The sequence below is a fragment of the Kitasatospora sp. NPDC059408 genome, assembly GCF_042751525.1.
Taxonomy (GTDB): Bacteria; Actinomycetota; Actinomycetes; order Streptomycetales; family Streptomycetaceae; genus Kitasatospora.
Map to the genome: position 1 here is coordinate 69583 of NZ_JBHYWI010000007.1, position 22020 is coordinate 91602.

General features: G+C 73.2%; 16 protein-coding genes. 7 read left to right on the forward strand and 9 right to left on the reverse strand.

Annotation, left to right across the window (positions count from 1 at the left end; translation table 11 throughout):
• Positions 1-143 precede the first annotated feature (143 nt).
• Positions 144-2555, forward strand: coding sequence for a ricin-type beta-trefoil lectin domain protein (locus ACFXDE_RS07270; RefSeq protein ID WP_380491712.1), 2412 nt, complete (start codon positions 144-146; stop codon positions 2553-2555).
• Positions 2556-2759: 204 nt separating this feature from the next.
• On the opposite strand, the gene ACFXDE_RS07275 is transcribed toward ACFXDE_RS07270, so the two are convergent.
• The 4 genes from ACFXDE_RS07275 to ACFXDE_RS07290 form a co-directional block, all read right to left on the reverse strand.
• On the reverse strand, positions 2760-3785 hold the full coding sequence (locus ACFXDE_RS07275) for a 6-phosphofructokinase (protein ID WP_329931993.1): 1026 nt from the start codon (positions 3783-3785) through the stop codon (positions 2760-2762).
• A gap of 352 nt (positions 3786-4137) precedes the next feature.
• Entirely contained in the window at positions 4138-4866 is a 729-nt protein-coding gene (locus ACFXDE_RS07280) for a glutamine amidotransferase (protein ID WP_329931992.1), read from the reverse strand.
• Positions 4867-4912: 46 nt separating this feature from the next.
• Positions 4913-6175, reverse strand: coding sequence for a MurT ligase domain-containing protein (locus tag ACFXDE_RS07285; protein ID WP_359959229.1), 1263 nt, complete (start codon positions 6173-6175; stop codon positions 4913-4915).
• Between the two features lie 265 nt (positions 6176-6440).
• Positions 6441-7064, reverse strand: a complete 624-nt coding sequence (locus ACFXDE_RS07290) for a GNAT family N-acetyltransferase (RefSeq protein WP_380491715.1) — start codon at positions 7062-7064, stop codon at positions 6441-6443.
• Positions 7065-7401: 337 nt separating this feature from the next.
• Here ACFXDE_RS07290 and ACFXDE_RS07295 point away from each other — a divergent pair, with 337 nt between their 5' ends.
• Together ACFXDE_RS07295 and ACFXDE_RS07300 are read left to right on the forward strand one after the other, a co-directional pair.
• Positions 7402-11283: an amino acid adenylation domain-containing protein gene (locus ACFXDE_RS07295; RefSeq protein ID WP_380491717.1), complete on the forward strand. Its 3882-nt coding sequence runs from the start codon at positions 7402-7404 to the stop codon at positions 11281-11283.
• A 107-nt stretch (positions 11284-11390) separates the two neighbouring features.
• Complete coding sequence (locus ACFXDE_RS07300; RefSeq protein WP_380491719.1) at positions 11391-11597, forward strand: hypothetical protein; 207 nt, start codon at positions 11391-11393, stop codon at positions 11595-11597.
• Positions 11598-11631: 34 nt separating this feature from the next.
• Here the strand turns inward: ACFXDE_RS07300 and ACFXDE_RS07305 are convergent, their stop codons facing one another.
• The 4 genes from ACFXDE_RS07305 to asnB form a co-directional block, all read right to left on the reverse strand.
• Positions 11632-12168 (reverse strand): hypothetical protein, encoded by a 537-nt coding sequence (locus ACFXDE_RS07305; RefSeq protein WP_380491721.1) that lies wholly within the window; start codon positions 12166-12168, stop codon positions 11632-11634.
• A 76-nt stretch (positions 12169-12244) separates the two neighbouring features.
• Entirely contained in the window at positions 12245-13669 is a 1425-nt protein-coding gene (locus ACFXDE_RS07310) for a pyridoxal phosphate-dependent decarboxylase family protein (RefSeq protein ID WP_380491723.1), read from the reverse strand.
• A gap of 118 nt (positions 13670-13787) precedes the next feature.
• A complete protein-coding gene (locus ACFXDE_RS07315; RefSeq protein WP_380491725.1) occupies positions 13788-14897 on the reverse strand; it encodes a hypothetical protein in 1110 nt (369 codons plus the stop codon).
• A gap of 221 nt (positions 14898-15118) precedes the next feature.
• On the reverse strand, positions 15119-16996 hold the full coding sequence (gene asnB / locus ACFXDE_RS07320; protein WP_380491727.1) for an asparagine synthase (glutamine-hydrolyzing): 1878 nt from the start codon (positions 16994-16996) through the stop codon (positions 15119-15121).
• 180 nt (positions 16997-17176) lie between these two features.
• On the opposite strand from asnB, the gene ACFXDE_RS07325 reads away from it, so the two are divergent.
• A complete protein-coding gene (locus ACFXDE_RS07325) occupies positions 17177-17464 on the forward strand; it encodes a hypothetical protein (RefSeq protein WP_380443701.1) in 288 nt (95 codons plus the stop codon).
• A gap of 29 nt (positions 17465-17493) precedes the next feature.
• A complete protein-coding gene (gene glmS, locus ACFXDE_RS07330) occupies positions 17494-19320 on the forward strand; it encodes a glutamine--fructose-6-phosphate transaminase (isomerizing) (RefSeq protein WP_380491730.1) in 1827 nt (608 codons plus the stop codon).
• 89 nt (positions 19321-19409) lie between these two features.
• Here the strand turns inward: glmS and ACFXDE_RS07335 are convergent, their stop codons facing one another.
• Positions 19410-20765 (reverse strand): amino acid permease, encoded by a 1356-nt coding sequence (locus ACFXDE_RS07335; protein ID WP_380491886.1) that lies wholly within the window; start codon positions 20763-20765, stop codon positions 19410-19412.
• Between the two features lie 213 nt (positions 20766-20978).
• Between ACFXDE_RS07335 and ACFXDE_RS07340 the strand changes: the two genes are divergently transcribed.
• Together ACFXDE_RS07340 and ACFXDE_RS07345 are read left to right on the forward strand one after the other, a co-directional pair.
• On the forward strand, positions 20979-21497 hold the full coding sequence (locus ACFXDE_RS07340; protein WP_380443697.1) for a flavin reductase family protein: 519 nt from the start codon (positions 20979-20981) through the stop codon (positions 21495-21497).
• 47 nt (positions 21498-21544) lie between these two features.
• Complete coding sequence (locus ACFXDE_RS07345) at positions 21545-21970, forward strand: chorismate mutase (RefSeq protein ID WP_380491733.1); 426 nt, start codon at positions 21545-21547, stop codon at positions 21968-21970.
• The last annotated feature ends 50 nt before the right edge of the window (positions 21971-22020 follow it).

Genomic DNA, 22020 nt, shown 5'->3' on the forward strand with positions numbered 1-22020 from the left:
AAGTCACCGCGATCGGACGTGGCGGACGAGGGTTCGGCAGGAATCCGACGTTTGATGTGGTGTCAGATTGTTGATTGGTGTTGGAAGTTGGGTCTACGCTCCTGCCCGGTCATCCCCTCGCCAATCCGTCCCGGGAGACGCCCATGGGTCGCAGCTACCAACCCTCGAAACTCCGCACCGCCCTCGGCGCCCTGGCGCTGTTGCTGGGCGCGCTCGGCAGCCTGGCCACACCCTCGGCCGTCCACGCCGCCACGCCGGTCCAGACCGCCGTCACCGTCGACGGCACCCGGCCCGGCCTCACCTTCGACGGGATCGGGGCCATCTCCGGCGGCGGTGGCAACTCGCGCCTGCTGGCCGACTATCCGGAGCCGCAGCGCAGCCAGGTGCTCGACTACCTGTTCAAGCCCGGCTACGGCGCCTCGCTCCAGGTGCTGAAGCTGGAGATCGGCGGCGACACCAACTCCACCGACGGCGCCGAGCCCAGCATCGAGCACACCAGGGGCACCGTCGACTGCGACCAGGGCTACGAGTGGTGGCTCGCCGAGCAGGCCCTCGCCCGCAACCCCGGCATCACGTTCTACGGCCTGTCCTGGGGTGCCCCCGGCTGGATCGGCGACACCGGCAGCGGGGGCACCTTCTGGTCCCGGGACACCATCGACTACCTGATGTCCTGGATGGGCTGCGCGGACCGGCACCACCTGGCCGTCTCCTACCTCGGCGGCTGGAACGAGCGCGGCTTCAACGCGGCCTGGTACGAGAACCTCAAGAGCGCGCTGGTCTCCCACGGTTACGGCGCCACCAAGGTCGTCGCCGCCGACGACTCCTGGGCCGTGGCCGACGCCATGGCCACCGACCAGGCCTTCAGGAACGCCGTCGACGTCGTCGGTGTGCACTACCCCTGCGGCTACCTCGGCTCCTTCACCAACTGCCCCAGCACCGCGAACGCCCGGGCGCTCGGCAAGCCGCTGTGGGCGAGCGAGAACGGCTCCGAGGACGCCAACGACGGTGCCCCCGCGGTCGCGCGCGCGATCAACCGCGGCTACCTCGACGGCCGGATGACCTCGTTCATCAACTGGCCGGTCATCGCCGCGCTCTACCCGAACCTGTTCTTCTCCACCGCCGGCATGTCGATCGCCGACCAGCCCTGGTCCGGCAGTTACACGATCGGCAGGACCACGTGGGTCACCGCGCACACCGCCCAGTTCGTCCAGCCCGGCTGGCGCTACATCGACTCGGCGGGCGGGTACCTCGGCGGCGCGCGCGCCAACGGCAGCTACGTGACGCTGAAGTCACCGAACACCACCGACTACAGCACCGTCATCGAGACCGCCGACGCCACCGCCGCCCAGACCGCGAGCTTCACCGTCACCGGCGGCCTGTCCACCGGCACCGTGCACGTGTGGTCCACCGACCTCGGTTCGGCCGACCCGGCGGACTGGTTCGTCCACACCCAGGACGTCACGCCGCAGGGCGGGTCGTTCGCGCTGACCCTGCGGCCCGGCCACGTCTACACCGTCACCACCACGACCGGCCAGGGAAAGGGCGCCGCCACCCCGCCGGCCCCCGCCGCGCTCGGACTGCCGTACGCGGACGACTTCGAGACGCCCGCCACGACCACCTCGCCCAGGTACTTCACGGACATGAACGGCGCCTTCCGGACCGTCCCGTGCGGCGGCGGCCGCACCGGCACCTGCCTGCGCCAGATGGCCCCGGCGACGCCGATCCGCTGGACCGACGAGCCGTACGACGCCCCGTACACGATGATGGGCGACGGCAGCTGGGCCAACTACACGGTCACCGCCGACACCCTCTTCGAGCAGTCGAGCACCGTCGAACTCCTGGGCCGGGTCAACCAGCAGGGCCGCAACAACAACGGCCTGAACGCCTACCACCTGCGCGTGAGCGACACCGGCGCCTGGTCCATCGACAAGAGCGACACCAGCTGGAACTTCACCACCCTCGCGAGCGGCACCACCACCGCCCCCGGCACCGGCAGCTGGCACACCGTCGCGCTCTCGATGCAGGACACCACCCTCACCGCCGCCGTCGACGGTGTCACGGTGGGCAGCGCGACCGACGGCAGCTTCACCAACGGCCAGGCGGGCCTCGGCGTGACCGGCTACCGGACCGACCAGTTCGACGACTTCGCCCTCACCCCGGGCACCCCGACCACCCACACCGGCCCGATCACCTCCGCGCTGCCCGGCAAGTGCGTCGACGACAACGGCGATTCCGGCGCCAACGGCACCGCCGTCCAGCTCTGGGACTGCAACGGCGGCGGCTCCCAGGTGTGGACCTGGTCCAACGGCACCCTCACCCACGGCGGCAAGTGCCTCGACGTGACCGGCGCCGCCACCGTCAACGGCACCCCGGTCGAGCTCTGGGACTGCAACGCGGGCGCCAACCAGCAGTGGACGCCCCAGCCGGACGGCACCCTCAGGAGCACCCAGTCCGGCCGCTGCCTCGACGACCCCGCCCTCGCCACCGCCAACGGCACCCGGCTGGCGATCTGGGACTGCAACGCGGGCACCAACCAGCAGTGGAAGCTCCCGTAACCCGCCACATCGCCCGGGCCCCCGCCCCCGCCACCGGCAACGGCAGCCGGGGCGGGGGCCCGGCTACCTCCGGGGCACGGGCGGGGGACGCCAACCCGGGCCACCGCCGGAGCGCCCTCCGGAACGTCCTCTGGAGCGTCCTCCGGACGCGCGGGAGCCCCCGCGTCGCGAGCGACCCGGGGGCTCCACAGCGGGAGGACGAGGTCAGAGGACCGTCTCGGCCTCCAGGTAGCGCTCCTGCGGGACGGTCTTCAGCTCGGCGACCGCCTCGGCGAGCGGCACCAGGTTGATGTTGGTGCCCTGCAGCGCCGTGATGTGCCCGAACGCGCCCTTGTGGACGGCCTCGACGGCGTGCCAGCCGAACCGGGTGGCGAGCACCCGGTCGTAGGCGGTCGGGGTGCCGCCGCGCTGGGTGTGGCCGAGGATCACCGGACGGGCCTCCTTGCCGAGCCGGTGCTCCAGCTCGCGGGAGAGCTGGGTCGCGATGCCGGTGAACCGCTCGTGGCCGTAGATGTCCTTGACGCCCTCCTCCCAGTGCATGGTGCCGGGCTCGGGCTTGGCGCCCTCGGCGCAGACCACGATCGCGAACTTCTTCTGCCGGTCGAAGCGTTCGCGGACGACGGCGGTCAGCTGCTCGATGTGGAACGGCCGCTCGGGGACGACGATCGCGTGCGCGCCCGCCGCCATGCCCGCGTTGAGGGCGATCCAGCCGGTGTGCCGGCCCATGACCTCGACGACCATGACCCGCTGGTGCGACTCGGCGGTGGTCTTCAGCCGGTCCAGGGCCTCGGTGGCGACCGAGACGGCGGTGTCGAAGCCGAAGGTCACGTCGGTGGCGGCGATGTCGTTGTCGATGGTCTTCGGCACGCCGACGATCGGCAGGCCCGCGTCGCTCATCAGCTTGGCGGCCTTGAGGGTGCCCTCGCCGCCGATCGGGATGACGGCGTCCAGGCCGAGGTCCGAGCAGTACTTCTTGGCGCGCTCGACGCCGTCGCGCAGGTGGCTGGGCTGCACCCGCGACGAACCGAGGATCGTGCCGCCCTGGGCGAGGATGCCGCTCACCGAGTCCAGGGTGAGGGGGCGGTGGTGGCCCTCCAGGAAGCCGCGCCACCCGTCCTCGAACCCGATGATCTCGTCGCCGTGGTCGACCACCCCCCGGTGGACCACGGAGCGGATCACCGCGTTCAGGCCGGGGCAGTCACCGCCGCTGGTCAGCACTCCGATACGCATTAGCTTTGCAACTCCCGAGCAGAACCGAGGAACGGCCGGACTACAGGCTGGGACGACGAGCCGTCACCGTAGCGGTGCGTTCCCACGCCGGGGTGGCGGGGAGCTGACCGTGGGGTGAAGGATCGGCCGAATCGGGCAGAACGCCCGAAAAAGGCCGTGGTGTCGAGCATACGACCCCTGGTCCGGCCGGGCAGGAGCCGACGCGGGAGCGGCGCCGTCGGCGCCCCCGCGTGGAAGTGCAGCCTGCTGCCGAGGAGGGTGTGCAGCCGGCAGCCCCCATTGTCGTACGTTCCGGGCCGCCCGTGGACCGGGTGACCGCCATGCGGGCACCCGGCTGGGGCGTACGGGTGTACTACTGGGGGCGCGTCGTGGCGGCGATGCGCTCGGCGCGCAGCGCGTCGTACCAGGTGGTGTCGGCCGGCGGCAGGGCGTTGACGTCCAGCGCCAGCTTGATCAGCATGTCCGCGACCGCGGGGTTGCGGGCCAGCACCGGGCCGTGCAGGTAGGTGCCGAAGACGGTGTCGCGCCAGGCGCCCTCGGTGCCGTCGCCGGTGCCGTTGCCCCGGCCGACGGCGACGTTGGCGAAGGGCTGGACGCCCTGGCCGAGGTGGGTGACGCCCTGGTGGTTCTCGAAGCCGGTCAGCTGCGGCAGGCCGAGCCGCGGGTCGACGTCGGCGAGCACGTCGCCGACGCACCGGGCGCCCTCGCCGCGGGTGGTCCAGACGTCGAGCAGGCCGAGGCCCGGCTCGCGCTCGCCGAGGTCGTTGACGAACTCGTGGCCCATGATCTGGAAGCCGGCGCAGACGCCGAAGATGATCGCGCCGTTCTCGGCGGCCCGCACCAGGCCGCTGTCGGCCCGCAGCCGCTCGGCGGCCAGGCGCTGCGGCCGGTCCTCGCCGCCGCCGATCAGGTAGATGTCCCCGCTGGTGGGGACCGCCTGGTCGGAGCGGACGTCGATCCGGGTCACGTTGAGATGGCGCTGGCGGGCCCGGCGCTCCACGACCAGGGCGTTGCCGCGGTCGCCGTAGGTGCTGAGCAGGTCCGGGTAGACCCAGACCACGCGCAGGCTGCTCTCACTCATCCTCGAAGGCCTTCCGTCACGAAAAGAGGGGCGTGGGGGCGCGGCATCAGCCGGCCACGACCTTCCGCAGCTGCTGGAAGGCGGTGTAGTTGGCGATGGCCTCGATCCGGCCGGGCGGGGCCATCCGGACGGCCTGCTCCAGCGTGTCCACCACGTGGAACTGCAGTCCGGCGACCTCCAGGCGGACGGCCAGGTCCAGCTTGCGCTGGCCCATCACGAAGACCGGGTGCCCGGCGAGGCGCTCGTAGTCGACGTCCCACAGCCAGGAGGTGTCGGTGCCGTCGGCGTCGAGGGCGTTGACGGAGAGGATGACCGGGGCGGGCGGGCCGTCGATCAGCGAGAAGGTCTCCAGCCAGCCGGCCGGGTTCTTCGCGAGCAGCAGCCGGATGTCGCGGCCCTGGTACTGGACGACGTCGTAGCGGCCGGCGACGGCCGTCACCGAGCGCATCCGCTCCAGCGCGACCTGCGGGGAGACGCCGAACACGGCGGCGACGGCGGCCGAGCTGGTGGCGTTGGCCAGGTTGGCCCGGCCGGGCAGCTGGAGCTGGATCGGCCAGGCGCCGCGCTGCGGGTCGATGACGTGGGTGCCCTGGAGCGCCCAGTGCGGGTTGGGGCGCCGGAAGCCGCACTCCTGGCAGAACCAGTCGTCGCCGGGGCGCTGCATGACGCCGCCGCACGCGGGGCAGGACCAGGCGTCCTCCTTCCAGGCCTGTCCGGCGGCCACCCAGACCACCTTCTTGCAGGAGGAGGCGGCCCAGGTCACCAGCGGGTCGTCGGCGTTGGCGATGACCACGGCCTCGGTGTCCTGGAGGCCCTCGCGCCACTTCTCGGCCATCATCCGGGTCTCGGCGGCGCGGTCGAGCTGGTCGCGGGAGAGGTTGAGCAGGGCGATCGCCTTGGGGCGGGTGTCGCGGGCGACCCCGGCCAGGTACTTCTCGTCGACCTCGATCACGCCGAAGCGGGCGTCCGAGCCGCCGGCCAGGGCGGAGGTGATGCCGGCCGGCATGTTGGCGCCGAGGGCGTTGGAGACCACCGGGCCGGCGGCGCGCAGCGCCTCGGCGATCAGGCGGGTGGTCGTGGTCTTGCCGTTGGTGGCGCTGACCAGCACGACGTCGAGGTGGTCGGCGAGGGTGGCGAGGAGGTCGGGGTCGAGCCTGAGGGCGACCTTGCCGCCGATCACCGAGCCGCTGCCGCGACCGGCCTTGCGCGACACGGCGGCCGCGACCTTGCCGGCGGTGACCGCGATCTTGGCGCGGGCCGGCAGGGAGGCGTCGCGCGCGCCTGTGGGCTCCGATTCGGTGCCTGCCATGCTCAGTGGTTCCTCCTTGCTGCGGCACCGCCCGGGGGCCGGTTAACGGGCCGTCGGGCGGCGGGGACGGGGCCAGCCTACCGACTCCGTCACCCGGCCCCACGATCCGGACCCCGCGCCGCCTGCTGCGACGCGCCCCCCGGGGCCCGCCCCGGGCGGCCTGACGTGCCGTCAGGAAGGGCGGTGTACGGACGGAGCTCCCGCGAGAAGGAGGACGCCGCCGGAGGGCCGGACGGTTCCCGGTGAGAATGTGGTGAAGAAATGATCAGCAGGCCGGACGGTGCGGCGCCGGCTCCGCGCCCGCCAGGGCGGCGGTGATCACGAGGGTGCCGTCCTCGGCGCGGAAGTCCAGCGGCACGGCCAGCCGGCGCATCGCCGTGATCAGGCCCGCGTTCGAGGCGTGGGTCACCGCGTACACGGTGCCGATCCCGGCGGCCCGGGCCATCGCGGCCAGCCGGCGCAGCAGGGCCAGTCCGAGCCCGCGCCGCTGCCAGCCGTCCTCCACCAGGACGGCCAGCTCGGCCTCCCCGTCGTCCCACATCAGGTGCCCGAGGGCGACGATCCGCCCGTCCCCGGCCGTCACGGCGAGGCTGCGCCCGTGCCGCCCGTCCAGCAGGTGGTCCAGGTGGCGGTCGGAGTCGCGGACCGGCCCGTGGTAGCGCAGCCGCAGCGAGGCGGGGGAGCAGCGCTGGTGCATCGCCCGGGCCCCGGCCTTGTCGGCCGGACCGGCCGCGCGGACGATCAGCGCGGTCCCGTCCGCCAGGGACAGCCGGGCGGGGAGCGGCTCCTCCGCGACGAGGGCGTGCAGCCGGCCCGTCGCCGGGTGCGTCCGGGCGGCCCGGAGCGGGGCGTCGAGGAGCGCCACCCGGCCACCGGGCCCCTCGGGCACCGCGCACCTCCGGTCGGACCTGCCGAAAGACCGGGTCCAGAGCCGTTCGAAGCGCGTGTGCGATGCCGTCATGGAGGCGACGCTACCGACACCGCGCTTCGGCGCGGTTACGCGATCGTGAACGCACGAGTGTCCGGGACGGACCCGGGACGTGCCCGTGACCGGGCCGGGACGGATCCGGCAGAAGGTCCCGTCGGGCCGGGACGGAGCCGGCAGAGGTCCAGACCGGTGCCTCATGTGGCCGGGACAACGGGCGGCCGACGGTGGTGGACATGTCCGGCGCTCCTGACGAACACAGGGCGCCGGGGCGTGTCAGTCCACGAACGAAGGCTCTCTCATGCGTACCACCCCGTCCGTCCCCGCCACCGCGACCACCGCCGTGCCGCACGCCCGGCGCGCCCCCGCCGCCACCGCGCTCACCGGCCTGCTCGACCACCAGGCGCGCACCCGGCCCGCCTCGGTGGCCGTCGTCGGCGAGGGCCGCGACCTCACCTTCCCGGAGCTGCGCGAGGACGCCCGCCGCCTGGCCGGCCTCCTGCGCCGGCTGGGCGCCGGGGCCGACACCCCCGTCGGCCTGTTCACCGAGCCGTCGGCCGAGCTGGTCACCGGGGCCTGGGGCGTCCTGTACGCCGGGGCCGGCTACCTGCCGCTGTCGCCCGAGTACCCCGAGGACCGGCTGCGCTACATGATCGAGGACAGCCGCACCCGGATCGTCGTCACCCAGGAGCACCTGCGCGAGCGGCTGGCCGCGCTGGCCCCCGCCGGCACCGAGGTCGTCACGCTCGCGGACGCCCCGGCCGTCCGTCCCGACGACGGCGCCCACCCGGCGCCGGAGTCCCTGGCCTACGTCATCTACACCTCCGGCAGCACCGGCCGCCCCAAGGGCGTCGTGATCGAGCACGGCTCCGTCGTCTCCCAGCTGCGCTGGATGCACGGCGCCGGCCACCTCGACCAGGACGTCACCGTGCTGCAGAAGACGCCGATGAGCTTCGACGCCGCCCAGTGGGAGATCCTCGCCCCGGCCGTCGGCGCCCGCGTGGTCGCCGGCGCGCCCGGCCTCTACCGCGACCCGGAGGCGCTCGTCGCCGCCGTCCGCCGCCACGGGGTGACCGCGCTGCAGTGCGTGCCGACCCTGCTCCAGGCGCTGCTCGCCACCGACGGCTTCGCCGACAGCCGCAGCCTGACCGGGATCTTCTCCGGCGGCGAGGCGCTCTCGCTGCGCCTCGCCCGCGACCTCACGACCGCCCTGCCGTGGGCGACCCTGGTCAACCTGTACGGGCCGACCGAGTGCACGATCAACGCGACCGCGCACGTCGTCGACCCGGCCGCGCTCGGCGAAGGCGCCGGGGCGGTGCCGATCGGCCGGCCGGTCGACGGCACCCGGTGCCACGTCCTCGACGCCGACCTGGCCCCGGTCGGCGAGGGGGAGACCGGCGAGCTGTACATCGGCGGCGTCCAGCTGGCCCGCGGCTACCTGCACCGCCCCGAGCTGACCGCCGAGCGCTTCGTCCCCTGCCCGTTCACCCCGCACGAGCGGCTCTACCGCACCGGCGACCTCGCGCACTGGAACCCGGACGGCACCCTCCAGTTCGCCGGCCGCGTCGACAACCAGGTCAAGCTGCGCGGCTACCGGGTCGAGCTGGACGAGATCGCCCGCGCGATCGAGGAGCACACCTGGGTCCGTCGCTCGGCCGCGATCGTCACCGCCGACGAGCGCACCGGCCATCAGAACCTGATCGCCTGCGTCGAGCTGAACCCGCGTGAGGCCGCCCTGATGGACCAGGGCAACCACGGCCGCCACCACCAGTCCAAGGCCGGGCGCCTCCAGGTCAAGGCCCAGCTCTCCGACCCGGGCCTGCGCGACCTCGGGCAGCTCGCCGGCCGCCCGCACGTCGACCTGCCCGGCCGCCGCGGGACCGCGGCGCAGCGCCGGGAGGTCTTCGCCCGCAAGACCTACCGCTTCTACGAGGGCGGCCGGGTGACCCGCGACGACCTCGCCGCGCTGCTCGCCCCGCGCCCCGCGGGTGCCTTCGGGCGCGGCCTGGAGCTGCTGAGCCTGCCCGAACTCGGCCGCGTCCTGCGCTGGTTCGGCCAGTTCCACAGCGAGGAGCGGCTGCTGCCCAAGTACGCCTACGCCTCGCCCGGCGCGCTGTACGCGACCCAGCTCTACCTGGAGACCGGCGGTCTCGACGGGCTCGGGGCCGGCCTGTACTACTACCACCCCGTCGAGCACAGCCTCATACGCGTCGGCGACGCCGAGGAGCGCCAGGACCCCTACCTGACGCTGCACTTCTCCGGCAAGACCGGCGCCATCGCCCCCGTCTACACCAACAACATCCGCGAGGTGCTGGAGTTCGAGACCGGCCACATGCTGGGCGTCTTCGAGGAGGTGCTGCCCGAGTACGGTCTGGACGTCCGCCCGCTCGGCTTCCACCCGGCGGTCAAGGACCGGCTGGACGTCGCCGACGAGGACCACTACCTGGGCAGCTTCGCCGTCGTCCGCGGCGACGGCACGCCGCAGGCCGACCCGACCGAGGTGTACGTCCAGGCCCACGAGGACCGCGTCGAGGGCCTGCCGGCCGGCCTGTACCGCCACGCCGGCGGCGAGCTGACCCGCGTCTCGGAGGACGTCGTGCAGTCCCGCCACGTCATCGCGATCAACCAGGCCGTCTACGCCCGCTCGGCCTTCGGCATCACCGCCGTCAGCCGGGCCGGCGAGGAGTGGCTGCAGTACGTCGCCCTGGGCACCAAGCTGCACCACCTCCAGCGCAACGGCCTGTCCTTCGGCTTCATGTCCTCCGGCTACAGCTCCAAGTCCGGCCACCCGCTGCCCGCTTCGCGCCGCTTCGACGAGATCCTCGGCGCCGCGGGGATCCCCACCGGCCCGTCGTACTTCTTCCTCGGCGGCAAGGTGAGCGAGGAGCAGGTCCGCAGCGAGGGCATGCACGAGGACACCGTCCACATGAAGGGACCGGCCGAGATCATCAAGGACGAACTCGCCAACCTGCTGCCCGACTACATGCTCCCCAACCGCGTCCTCGTGCTGGACGCCCTGCCGCTGACAGCCAACGGCAAGGTCGACCTCAAGGCGCTCGCCGCCTCGGACACCGTCCGCGACGCCGACGTCCGCGGCGAGTACGTCGCCCCCGCCACCCCGCAGGAGCGGTGGCTCGCCGAGGCCTGGGGAGAGGCACTCACGTACGAGGACCTCGCCACGGTCTCGACGGCCGACGAGTTCTTCGCCGCCGGCGGCAACTCGCTGATCGCCGTCGCCCTGGTCAACCGCATCAACCGCGCGTTCGGCACCGCCCTGCCGCTCCAGGTCGTCTTCGAGTGCCCGAAGCTCGCCGACCTCGCCGCCCGCATCGCGGACGCGTCGGCCGGCGCCGGCACCGCGGCCTCCTCACGGCTCGTCCCGCTGCACCCCGGCACCCCCGAGCGACCGGTGTTCTGCTGGCCCGGCCTCGGCGGCTACCCGATGAACCTGCGCCTGCTCGGCCGCGAGGCGAGCGACGGACGCGCCTTCTACGGCATCCAGGCGCACGGCATCAACGCGGGCGAGACGCCGTACCCGACCATCCGCGAGATGGCCGCCGCCGACGTCGCCGAACTGCGCCGCGTGCAGCCCGAGGGCCCGTACACGCTGTGGGGCTTCTCCTTCGGCGCCCGGGTCGCCTTCGAGGCCGCCTGGCAGCTGGAACAGGCCGGCCGGCGGGTCGAGAACCTGCTGCTGATCTGCCCCGGCAACCCGGAGGTGCGCCGGGCCGACGGCCGCACGTGGGGCCGCGAGGCCTCCTACGCCAACCCGGCGTACGTGACCATCCTGTTCGGGGTGTTCACCGGCCGGATCAGCGGTCCGGAGCTGGAGCGCTGCCTGACCGAGACCGCCGACGAGGACACCTTCGTCACCTCGATCCGCCGGCTGCTCCCCACCCTGGAGGAGGAGGTGGTCCGCCGGATCGTCCGGATCGTCGGCGAGACGTACGAGTTCGAGTACAGCTTCCGCGAGCTCGCCGAGCGCCGGCTGGACGTCCCGGTGACGATCTTCAAGGCCACCGGCGACGACTACTCCTTCATCGAGGGCAGCTCCGGCTACTGCGCCGCCCCGCCCACCGTGGTCGACCTGACCGCCGACCACTACGGCGTCCTCAAGGAGCACGGCGTGGTCGAACTGGCCGCCGCGATCCGGGCGCTGGAGCGGATGGCGCGTGGGCACTGACGCGGACACGCTCACGGATGGCCCAGGATCCGTGAGCCGGGAAGCCCCTTCGGATAGGGATGGCTCGGCTCTCCGCCGAACCCACCTCGACCCGAAGGGGCTTCTCCATGTCGTTGAAGAAGACCGTGTTCGCCATGGCCGGCTGCGCCCTGCTGCTCGCCCTCGCCCAGCCCGCCGCCGCCGACAGCAGCAACCACGGCCCCAAGACCCCGCAGGAGGCCGCCGCCTGCAAGTCCGTGACCGGCTCCCTCCTCGGCGGGTTCGGCTCGATGCTCGGCAACGCCGTCTGCGTGGTCCGGCCCGACAACGGCTGAGCCCCGGGCCCCGCGGGCCCTCTCCGGCTTCCGCTCACACGATGCGGGTCGGTGCGTCCAGGAGGTCGTGGCCGCCGGTGGTCACGAGGGCGGCCAGGTCGGTGCCGGAGAGGGCGTGCGGGGCGCGGAGGAAGAACTCGTCGACGGCGCCGCGCGGGAGCGGGTGCGACTGCATCGAGACGATCATGACCTGCTGTTCGGCGAACGCGGTGCACACGCGGGCCAGGCCGGCGGGGGAGTCCTCGGCGGTGGCGCGGACCCGCCAGAGGGCGGTCGGGGCGATCTCGGTGGCGGGGGGCGGCGGCGGGCCGTGCAGGTGCTGCCGGTGGGACCACCACGTGTGGAACAGCGTCGTGGCCAGCAGGGCCACCGCCGAGGCGGCGAGCAGCACCGGACCGTCGTGGCCCTTCACGACGACCTTGGCGACGAGGTCGGCCGCCGTGACGGAGACGAAGACGGCGGCGAGCTCGACGGTGTCGCGGCGCCAGCGGTGGGTGCGGGTCCGGGTGCGGGAGGGGGTGGGCGTTGCGGAGGTGTGGACGGCTGTCGTGGTGTGCTCCGTGTGCTCCATGGCACCACTGTCCCCGTGTGGTGTTTCCCGTCCACGAACCTTCCGTGACCTGCGGGTTAAGGTATCGGCCCGGGCGTTACTTCCGGAGGTCCGCCGCGGCCGCCGCCACCTCGGCGAGGAGGAGTTCCAGGTCCGCCTCCGTCGTGTCGGCGTTCAGGAGGCAGGCGCGCAGCATCTCCGTCCCGTCCAGACGGGCGCCGGTGACGAAGACCTTGCCGCGGCGCTGCACGGCGACGGGCAGCTCGCGGTTGAGCGCGTCGAGGTCGGCCCCGTCCAGCCCGGCGGGGCGGTGGCGGAAGGCCACGATCGAGGTCTGCACCTCGGCCAGCAGCTCGAACTCGCCGTCGGCCTCGACCAGTTCGGCGAGCCGGCGGGCGAGCGCGGTGCACCGTGCGATGTCGCGGGAGAGGCCCGCGCGGCCCTTGTGGGCGATGGTCGCCCACACCTTGAGCGCGCGGAACGGGCGGGTCTGCTCGGTGCCGTACTCGGAGAACCAGCCGAGCTCGCCCGCGGCCTCGTCGCGCAGGTAGGACGGGACGAGGCTGAAGGTGCCGCGCAGCTCGTCGGTGTCGCGGACCAGCGCGCAGCCGCAGTCGACCGGCACGCCGAGCCACTTGTGCGGGTCGAGGGCGAGCGAGTCGGCGCGCTCCAGCCCGGCGTAGCGGTGGGCGATGGCGGGGTCGAGGACGCCGAAGGCGCCGTACGCGCCGTCGACGTGCAGCCACAGCTCCTGCTCGGCGCACAGGTCGGCGATCGGGCCGAAGGCGTCGACGGCGCCGGTGCCGACGGTGCCGGCCGAGGCGACGACGAGGAAGGGCAGCCGCCCGGCGGCGCGGTCGCGCTCGATCGCGGCGCGCAGGTCGGCGGTGTCGAGGCGGCCGTCCGGGCCGGTGGCGACGGTGCGCAGGTGCCTGCTGCCGAGGCCGAGGAGCTCGGCGGCCTTGCGGACGCAGGAGTGCGTCTCGCCGGTGACGTAGCCGACCAGCGGGGGCATTCCGGCGAGGCCGTCCTCGCGGACGTCCCATCCGGCCCGCCGGGCGGCGCGGTTCCGGGCGGCGGCGAGGCAGACGATCGTGGCCATCGAGGTGCCGGAGGTGAGCAGGCCGCCGCCGGCCGGGTGCGGGAAGCCGACGAGTTCGGCGATCCAGCGGACGACGGCGCGCTCCAGGTGGACGTCGGCGTGGTCGCCGCCGGCGGAGCTGGGGTTCATGGCGGAGGCGGCGAGGGTGGCGAGGACGCCGGCGGGGGCGGGGGCGGAGTTGACCCAGCCGAAGAAGCGCGGGCTGCCGTTGCCCATGGGGTGGGGCAGGACGTCCCGGCCGATGGCCTGGACGAGCTCGGCGAGCGGGCGGCCGTCGGCGGGCAGCGGGGCGTCGAGGAGGGCGCTGCGGGCCGCGTCGTCCATGGGCTGCCAGACGGGGCGGCCGGGCAGCTCGGCGAGGTGGTCGGAGACGAGGTCGGCGGTGGCGTGGGCGGCGGTGCGGAAGTCGTCGGTTGCCATGCGGCGTGCTCCAGCGGTGCGGAGGGGGCGCGGCGTCCTCGGCGCACCGGGTGATCAGCCGATGGTACGGAAAGGGCCCGCGCCGTGCGGCGCGGGCCCGTCGACCGGGACGGCGGGCTCAGTCCAGCGAGGCGGAGAGCCCGCTCGCGGAGCGGCAGTAGCCCTGCATCTCCTTGTTGGTGATCTTGGCGCAGAGCCGTCCGGCCGCGCCGCCGTCGGTGTAGTTCACCGTGTAGTAGCTGACCAGGCCCTCCGCGCAGGCCTTGCGCTGCCAGCCGTCGGCGGCCGTCGCGCACTGCTGGGCGGCCCAGTCCTCGCGGTCGAGGTTGTACTTCATCGTCCGCGAGCCGACGCCCCGGCTGCAGTCGACGGCCCCGCCGCTCGCCTTGCCGTTGAGGCACCACTTGAGGGCGTCGGCGTACACCTCGGGGTGGTTCGGGTAGTCGTGCGAGGAGAGGTAGAAGGTCGGCGCGTAGAAGTAGCACGCGGACTGGAACAGCGACGGCTGGTCCTTGCACGGGTAGAGCGGGTCCTGGGCGAGCTTGTCGGCGGGCAGGTTGGCCTTGGCCTGCTCGTCCTCCTCGTCCGGGCCGAAGAGCTGCATGAACAGGCCCTCGGAGCAGCGGATCCGGTTCTGGTCGGTGGTGAACTTGTTGCACAGGTCGCGGGCCTTGGCCACGTCCTGCTTGGCGACGAACATCGTGCCGTGGCCGACGCCGTGGATGCACGGGCCGCTGTTCTTGGGGGCGCACAGCTTGAGCAGGTCCACCTCGGGCTGGGTGGAGGCGTTCAGCATCTCCTCGACGGCGCCGTGCAGGTAGCCGGCCGCGCAGGTCTCGTGCGGGAAGGAGATGACCTTCTGGAAGTCGGCGTTGAACCGCTTGACGGCCGCGTGCCCGAGCTCGTGCGCGATCGGGTGGCAGAAGCGCACGGTGTACGGCTTCTCCTTGGTGATCTTGTCGAGGTCGGCGAGGGCGACGCCGGGGTCGGTGGCGTCCATCTCGGCCATCATCTTGTTGCGCAGCGTCGAGCGGGTCCAGACCGCCGGGTCGCCGGTCGGGGTGGCGCTCGCGGCGGGGGTGCCGTCGGGCGAGGCGGCGGTGGCGGCGGCGACCTGGGCGGTCGCCGCGTTCGCGGTCGCCGGCGACCAGTCGGTGACGGCCACCGAGCCCAGGCCGAGGACGCCGAGCAGCAGGGCGGTGAGAATCGCGAACGCTCGCGGTTGCATGACGGGATCCCCCGGCGGATCGAGTGCGGACGGTTCGCTCCCATCCTGACGCGCGAAGCGGCCGCAGTCCGCGTTTTCGCCCGCCATCCGGGAGTGTCGGCGACGCTACCGCACCGTCCGGTCCCCGCCCCGCGCGGGACGGTCCCGTGGGGCCGCCGGGGCCCGCCCCGACGGCGCAGCCGGCCCGGGGGCTCCGCTGCGCCGCGCGGGGGAGGGAACGCTCAGATCTCCAGCGACACCTGGTACTCCGTCAGCCAGGTGGCGAGGTCCAGCGCGAGGTCGACGCCGAGCCGCACCGACTGCGGGTCGGTCCCGGGGGCGAGCGCGTCGTTCAGCCGCCGGCGGTCGAGCAGGCCGAGCACCGGGGACTTGCCCTCGGCGGCGAGTTCGGCGAGTTCGGCGAGCAGCAGCGCCGGGTAGTGCGGGTCGGCGGTGACGGGGTACGGGCTCTTCACCCGGTCGGCGATCTCGTCCGGCAGCACGTCCCGGACGGCGGCGCGCAGGAGGCTCTTCTCCCGGCCGTCGAAGCTCTTCATCGCCCACGGCGTGTTGAAGACGTACTGGACGAGCCGGTGGTCGCAGAACGGCACCCGCACCTCCAGCCCGTTGGCCATGCTCATCCGGTCCTTGCGGTCGAGGAGCAGGCACACGAAGCGGGTCAGGTTGAGGTAGGAGACCTCGCGCATCCGGCGTTCCAGCGGGCTCGCGCCGGGCAGGTGCGGCACCTCGGCGAGCGCCTCGCGGTAGCGGGCGCGGCGGTAGCCGGCCAGGTCGAGCTTGCGCAGGAGGTCGGCGTCGAGCAGCTGCTCGCGCATACCGGCGCCCGGGCCGGCGAGGCCGCGCTCGATGTAGGGCACCCACGGGAAGTCGTCGGCGGCTATCGCGTCGGGGTCGTGGAACCAGGGGTAGCCGCCGAAGAGCTCGTCGGCGGACTCGCCGGACAGGGCGACGGTGGACTGCCGGCGCACGCCGCGGAAGAGCAGCAGGAGCGAGACGTCCATGTCGGCGAAGCCGCCGGGCAGGTCCCGGGCGCGCAGGACGGTGGCGCGCTGGGCGGGGTCGGTGAGGTCGGCGGCGTCCAGTTCTATGACGTTGTGGTCGGCGCCGACGTGCTCGGCCAGCATGCGGGCGTACGGGCCGTCCGGGGTGGACCGGATCGCGTCGGCGTGGAAGTTCTCGCTCTGGCCGGCGAAGTCGACGGAGAAGGAGCGGATCGGGCCGGCGCCGGCCCGGCTCAGCACGCCCGCCGCCAGGGCGGTGACGGCGCTGGAGTCCAGGCCGCCGGACAGCAGGGAGCACAGCGGTACGTCGGAGTCGAGCTGGCGGTGCACGATGTCGTCGAGCAGGGCGCGGACGGTCGCGACGGTGGTGTCCAGGTTGTGGGTGTGCTCGCGCGCCTCCAGCGCCCAGTAGCGGCGCACGGTGATCCCCTCGCGGCGCACGCGGACGACGTGGCCGGGGCGGACCTCGGCGATGCCGCGGTAGGGGGTGATGCCCGGGGTGCGGCAGAAGGCGAGGATCTCGCGCAGCCCGTCGAGGTCCACGACCGGCCGGACGGACGGGTGGGCGAGCAGGGACTTCACCTCGGAGCCGAACACCACGCCGTCCGCCGTGGGGTGGTAGTGCAGCGGCTTGACGCCCATGCGGTCGCGCACCAGCAGCAGCTCCTCCTGCCGGGCGTCCCAGATCGCGAAGGCGAACATGCCGTTCAGGCGCTCGGCCAGGTGCTCGCCCCACTCCAGGTAGGCGCGCAGCACGACTTCGGTGTCGCTGCGGGTGCGGAAGCGGTGGCCGGCCGCCCGCAGCTCCGCGCGGAGCTCGTCGTGGTTGTAGACCTCGCCGCTGTAGGTGAGGGCGGCCAGCAGCCGGCCGTCGTGCTCGACGGTCATCGGCTGGACGCCGCCCTCGACGTCGATCACCGCGAGGCGGCGGTGCCCGATCGCGGCGTGGCGCTCCAGGTGCACCCCGCCCGCGTCCGGACCGCGGCAGATCTGGGTGGCCGTCATGGCGTCGAGGACGCTGCGGGCGGTTTCGCGCTGGTCGTTCCGGTCGGCGGTGAGGTCGCGGTCGAAGGCGACCCATCCGGTGATGCCGCACATCAGCAAGCCTCCGGTCTTCCGCTACGTGTGGAGAGGGTCACGCTACGTGGCGTCCGGGTGAGCGACAAGGGTGTGTCGAAAAGGTGAAGGGAAGGGTTCCGCATGGTTGCCTGGGCCAAAAGTCGGAATGTCTGCCCGATTTCGGGCAGAAACTTTGGCTTCCGGGTCGTCGTCCGCCTAATGTCTTCCTCCGTGCCGAGCTCACCCCACCCTCATGACGACCTCGTCGCCCACCTCACCCGGACCAGCCCCCTCGGGCCCCGGGAGGCGGCGCGGGTCGTGGCGGAGGTCCTGGCGTACTTCTCCGAGACCACCGAGGAGTACGTCCGCCGCCGTCACGGTGAGCTCCAGGCGCGGGGACTGACCAACGAACGGATCTTCGCCCGGCTCGCCGAGGAGCTCCCGGCCCGCCGCGTCGCGGCACCGGAGCTCTCGGCGCGCCAGCTGCGCCGGATCGTCTACGGCTGAGCCGACACCACCTCACGGAGGAGCCCGTCATGTGCGGAATCGTGGCCTACATCGGCCCCAAGGACGCGACCCCCTTCCTGCTCGAAGGCCTCGCCCGGCTGGAGTACCGCGGCTACGACTCGGCCGGTGTCGCCGTCGCCGGCCGCACCGGCGGCATCAAGCTCCGCAAGGTCAAGGGCCGGGTCGCCGACCTCGCCGCCGCCGTCCCCGCCCGCTTCAAGGGCACCACCGGCATCGGCCACACCCGCTGGGCCACCCACGGCGTCCCCAGTGACGAGAACGCCCACCCGCACTTCGACAACGCCGAGCGCATCGCCGTCGTCCACAACGGCATCATCGAGAACGCCGACGAGCTGCGCGCCCGGCTCACCGCCGACGGCGCCGTCTTCCGCTCCGAGACCGACACCGAGGTGCTCTCCCACCTCGTCGCCGCGCACGCCGCCGAGGGCGTCGAGCTGGAGGAGGCCGTCCGCGCCGCCCTCGGCAAGGTCGTCGGCACCTACGGCATCGCCGTCCTGGACGCCGAGCAGCCCGACCGCATCGTCGTCGCCCGCAACGGCAGCCCGATCGTCCTCGGCATCGGCGAGAAGGAGATGTTCGCCGCCTCCGACGTCTCCGCCCTCGTCCGCTACACCCGCCAGGTCGTGCACCTGGAGGACGGCGAGCTCGCCGTCGTCCGCGCCGACGGCTTCCGCACCTTCACCGAGGACGCCCGCACCACCCACCGCCAGCCGTCCACCGTCGACTGGGAGATCGACTCCTACGACACCGGCGGCTTCGAGCACTTCCTGCTCAAGGAGATCCACGAGCAGCCCGGCTCCGTCGAGCGCACCCTCGGCGGCCGCCTCGACGAGCGCTTCGCCACCGCCCACCTCGGCGGCCTCAACCTCGACGCCCGCGAACTGCGCGAGATCCGCCGGGTCAAGATCCTCGGCTGCGGCTCCGCCTACTACGCCGGCGAGATGGGCGCCCAGCTGATCGAGGAGCTCTCCCGCGTTCCCGCGCACAGCGAGCCCGCCTCCGAGTTCCGCTACCGCAACCCGGTGATCGAGGCCGACACCCTGTACGTGGCCGTCAGCCAGTCCGGCGAGACCTACGACACGCTGGCCGCCGTCCAGGAGATCAAGCGCAAGGGCGGCCGCGTCCTCGGCGTCGTCAACACCGTCGGCAGCGCGATCGCCCGCGAGTGCGACGGCGGCATCTACCTGCACGCGGGGCCGGAGATCTCGGTCGCCTCGACCAAGGCCTTCACCTCGACGGTCGTCGCCTTCGCGCTGCTGGCCCTGCACTTCGGCCGCATCCACGACCTCTCGCCCGCCGACGGCCGGCGCATCGTCTCCGCGCTCAAGGCGCTGCCGGACCAGATCCGCGAGGTGCTCGACCAGAGCGACGCGATCGCCGAACTCGCCGCCGAGTACGCCAAGTCGGCCGGGATGATGTTCATCGGCCGGGTCCGCGGCTACCCGGTGGCGCGCGAGGGCGCGCAGAAGCTCAAGGAGATCTCCTACGTCCACGCCGAGGCCTACCCGGCGAGCGAGCTGAAGCACGGCCCGCTGGCGCTGATCAGCCCCGAGCTGCCGACCGTCGCCCTCGTCCCGGACGACGAGCTCCTCGACAAGAACCTCACCACCCTCGGCGAGATCAAGGCCCGCTCCGGCCGCGTCATCGCGGTCGCCCACCGGCGCCCCGAGGACAAGCTCGCCGACCACTGCATCCTCGTCCCCAAGAGCGAGCCCGAGCTCGACCCGCTGCTCCTCAACATCCCGCTCCAGCTCCTCGCCTACCACGCGGCGGTGGCCCTCGGCCGCGACGTCGACAAGCCGCGCAACCTGGCGAAGAGCGTGACGGTGGAGTAGCCGTCCGGCAGCTCGCGTGCGGGCGGGCGGACCCCTGGCCGGGGGTCCGCCCGCCTTTGCTCGTGGGCGACTTGTCACTGGGCGACGCGTTACGGAGTGGCGCGGGTCTCCGCTGTTGCTGCTGTTGCTGCTGGGGTCGGGGCCTGGGACTGGGCGCGGCGGCGGGAGAGGGCCGCGCCGGTGAGGGCCAGGGCGGCGGTCAGGGCGGCGGAGGTCAGGAGTTGGGGGCGGGTCCCGGCCGAGGCCGTCATCAGCAGCATCAGGGCCGTGATCGCGGCGATCACCGCGCGGGTCGTGGCGGGGAAGCCCCGGGTGCGGAGCGGGAGCCGGCCGGCGGCTTCGAGGGAGCGGCGCAGGACCAGGTGCGAGCAGGCGACCGCCAGCCACATGAAGAGCATCGCCGCGCCCATCGCCTTCGCGAGCAGCGGCAGGGCCGTGCCGGGGGAGAGCGCCTCGGGGACGACGGCGGCGAAGCCGACGGCGGAGGCGGCGGCCACCGCGCGGGCCGGTACGCCCCGCCGGGTGCGGCGGGCCAACGCGCCCGGAGCGTCGCCGCGTTCGGCGAGGGAGTGCAGCATGCGCGAGGTGCCGTACAGGTTCGCGTTGAGGGCCGAGAGCAGGGCCACGACGATCACGGCCTGGGTGACGGCGCCGGCGTGCGGGATGCCGAGCCGGCCGAGCGCGGCGACGTACGGGCTCTCGTCGGGCCGGGCGTCGCGCCACGGCAGCAGCAGGACCAGGACGGCCACCGAGCCCAGGTAGAACAGGGCGATCCGCCAGATCGCGGAGCGCACCGCGGTGCGGATGCTGCGTCCCGGGTCCTGGGACTCGGCGGCGGCCATGCCGATGACCTCCATGCCGCCGAACGCGAAGACGACGCCGAGCAGCGCCGTGACGATCCCGGACAGGCCGTTGGGGGCGAACCCGCCGTCACCGGTGAGGTGGGAGAGGCCCGGTGAGTCGGCGCCGGGCAGCACGCCGAGGAGGGCGGCGGCGCCGAGGGCGATGAACGCGACGATCGCGAGGACCTTGAGCGAGGCGAACCAGAACTCGGCCTCGCCGAAGGTCCGGACGTCGGTGGTGTTGACGGTGGTGAAGAGCGTCATCGCGGCGAGGGCGAACGCCCAGGAGGGGACGGCCGGCCACCACGCGTGCAGGATCGCCGCGGCCGCCAGGGCCTCGACGGCGATGGCCACGGCCGTCACCCAGGTGTACAGCCAGCCGGTGGTGAAGCCGGCCCACGGCCCCAGCGCGCGACGCGCGTAGACCGAGAAGGAGCCCGACTCCGGTAGCGCGGCGGCGAGTTCGCCGAGCATGCGCATGACCGCGAGGGCGAGCACGGCGGCCAGCAGGTAGGAGACCAGCACGGCCGGACCGGCCGCCACCAGCCCGGCGCCGGAGCCGACGAACAGGCCGGCGCCGATCACCCCGCCGAGTGCCAGCATCGCCAAGTGGCGTGAACGGAGTGCGGCTTGGGCGTTTCGGGCAGGTGAAGAGGTCACGGTTCTCCCTCGTCGAAGCGGTTCTTCGGGGTGGTCGCGCTTGACCGGCGCTTGACCAACGTGGCGAGATCTATGTTAGAAAAGCTATCAGCGTTCACAAGTCGCGCTAGCGTTTAGGCAGCAACAAGATTCGCACTACCGTGCGAAGGGGGAGTCATGCCTTCACCGTCCATCACCCGTGCCCGCGGACAGTCCGCGGACCTGCGGGACGTCATGCGCCGCTATCCCACTGGGGTCACCGTCCTCAGCAGCGGCCGCGAGGACACCGCCGTCGCCATGACGGTCAATTCCTTCACCTCGATCTCGCTCGACCCGCCGCGCGTCCTGGTCTCGGTCATGCGGACCGCCCGCGCGCACCCCGTGATCACCGCCAGCCGCCGGCTCGGCATCCACCTGCTCGCCGCCCACCAGGGCGACGTGGCCAAGCTGTTCGCCTCCCGGGAGAAGCCCGCCGGGCCCGGTCTGGGCGCCTACCTCGACCGCACCGCCGAGGGGCACGACGTGCTCCCCGGCGCCCTGGCCTCGCTCGCCTGCGAGATCGAGGACACCTTCCCCGGCGGCGACCACGACCTGTTCCTCGCCCGAGTGCTGCACGCCACCTGTACCGAGGAGCCGCAGGACGCCCTGGTCTTCCACCAGGGGCGCTTCACCTCCGCTTCCGCGGACGGGAGTTGAGCCCGGCCGAGGGCGAGGGCAATCCCGGCACGATCCGTACGATCCGCATGATCCGTACGACCGGCGCGCTCCGTAGGACCGGCGTGATCCGTACCACCCGCGCGACCCGTACGACCCGCACGATCCGTACGCTCGCCGTCCGCGGCGGCATCGCCGTGCCCGCCGACACCGTGCCCGCCCTCACCCGCGCCACCGAGGACCTGCTCGCCGGCCTGCTGGCCGCCAACCACCTCGACCGGGCCGACCTGGTGAGCCTCGTGTTCACCATGACCCCGGACCTCACCGCCACCAACCCCGCGCTCGTCCTGCACGAGGCCGGCTGGGACCTGCCCGCCCTCTGCGCGCAGGACGCCGCCTTCGCCGGAGCCCCGCCCCGCACCCTGCGGGTGCTGGCGCACCTGTCCTGGGACCGCCCCGGCCGGCCCGTCGCCGTCTACCTGGGCGGCGCCGCCCCGACCAAGCCCGCGGCCTGAGCCCTTCCCCCTCCTCTCCGTCACCCCTCCGTGCCCGCGCACGCACCTTC

Bases quoted from the DNA above. Each gene is read 5' to 3' on its own strand.
- ACFXDE_RS07270 (WP_380491712.1), top strand. From the start codon at position 144: ATGGGTCGCAGCTACCAACCCTCGAAACTCCGCACCGCCCTCGGCGCC.
- ACFXDE_RS07275 (WP_329931993.1), bottom strand. From the start codon at position 3,785: ATGCGTATCGGAGTGCTGACCAGCGGCGGTGACTGCCCCGGCCTGAAC.
- ACFXDE_RS07280 (WP_329931992.1), bottom strand. From the start codon at position 4,866: ATGAGTGAGAGCAGCCTGCGCGTGGTCTGGGTCTACCCGGACCTGCTC.
- ACFXDE_RS07285 (WP_359959229.1), bottom strand. From the start codon at position 6,175: ATGGCAGGCACCGAATCGGAGCCCACAGGCGCGCGCGACGCCTCCCTG.
- ACFXDE_RS07295 (WP_380491717.1), top strand. From the start codon at position 7,402: ATGCGTACCACCCCGTCCGTCCCCGCCACCGCGACCACCGCCGTGCCG.
- ACFXDE_RS07300 (WP_380491719.1), top strand. From the start codon at position 11,391: ATGTCGTTGAAGAAGACCGTGTTCGCCATGGCCGGCTGCGCCCTGCTG.
- ACFXDE_RS07305 (WP_380491721.1), bottom strand. From the start codon at position 12,168: ATGGAGCACACGGAGCACACCACGACAGCCGTCCACACCTCCGCAACG.
- ACFXDE_RS07310 (WP_380491723.1), bottom strand. From the start codon at position 13,669: ATGGCAACCGACGACTTCCGCACCGCCGCCCACGCCACCGCCGACCTC.
- ACFXDE_RS07315 (WP_380491725.1), bottom strand. From the start codon at position 14,897: ATGCAACCGCGAGCGTTCGCGATTCTCACCGCCCTGCTGCTCGGCGTC.
- asnB (WP_380491727.1), bottom strand. From the start codon at position 16,996: ATGTGCGGCATCACCGGATGGGTCGCCTTCGACCGCGACCTCACCGCC.
- ACFXDE_RS07325 (WP_380443701.1), top strand. From the start codon at position 17,177: ATGTCTTCCTCCGTGCCGAGCTCACCCCACCCTCATGACGACCTCGTC.
- glmS (WP_380491730.1), top strand. From the start codon at position 17,494: ATGTGCGGAATCGTGGCCTACATCGGCCCCAAGGACGCGACCCCCTTC.
- ACFXDE_RS07335 (WP_380491886.1), bottom strand. From the start codon at position 20,765: ATGCTGGCACTCGGCGGGGTGATCGGCGCCGGCCTGTTCGTCGGCTCC.
- ACFXDE_RS07340 (WP_380443697.1), top strand. From the start codon at position 20,979: ATGCCTTCACCGTCCATCACCCGTGCCCGCGGACAGTCCGCGGACCTG.
- ACFXDE_RS07345 (WP_380491733.1), top strand. From the start codon at position 21,545: ATGATCCGTACGACCGGCGCGCTCCGTAGGACCGGCGTGATCCGTACC.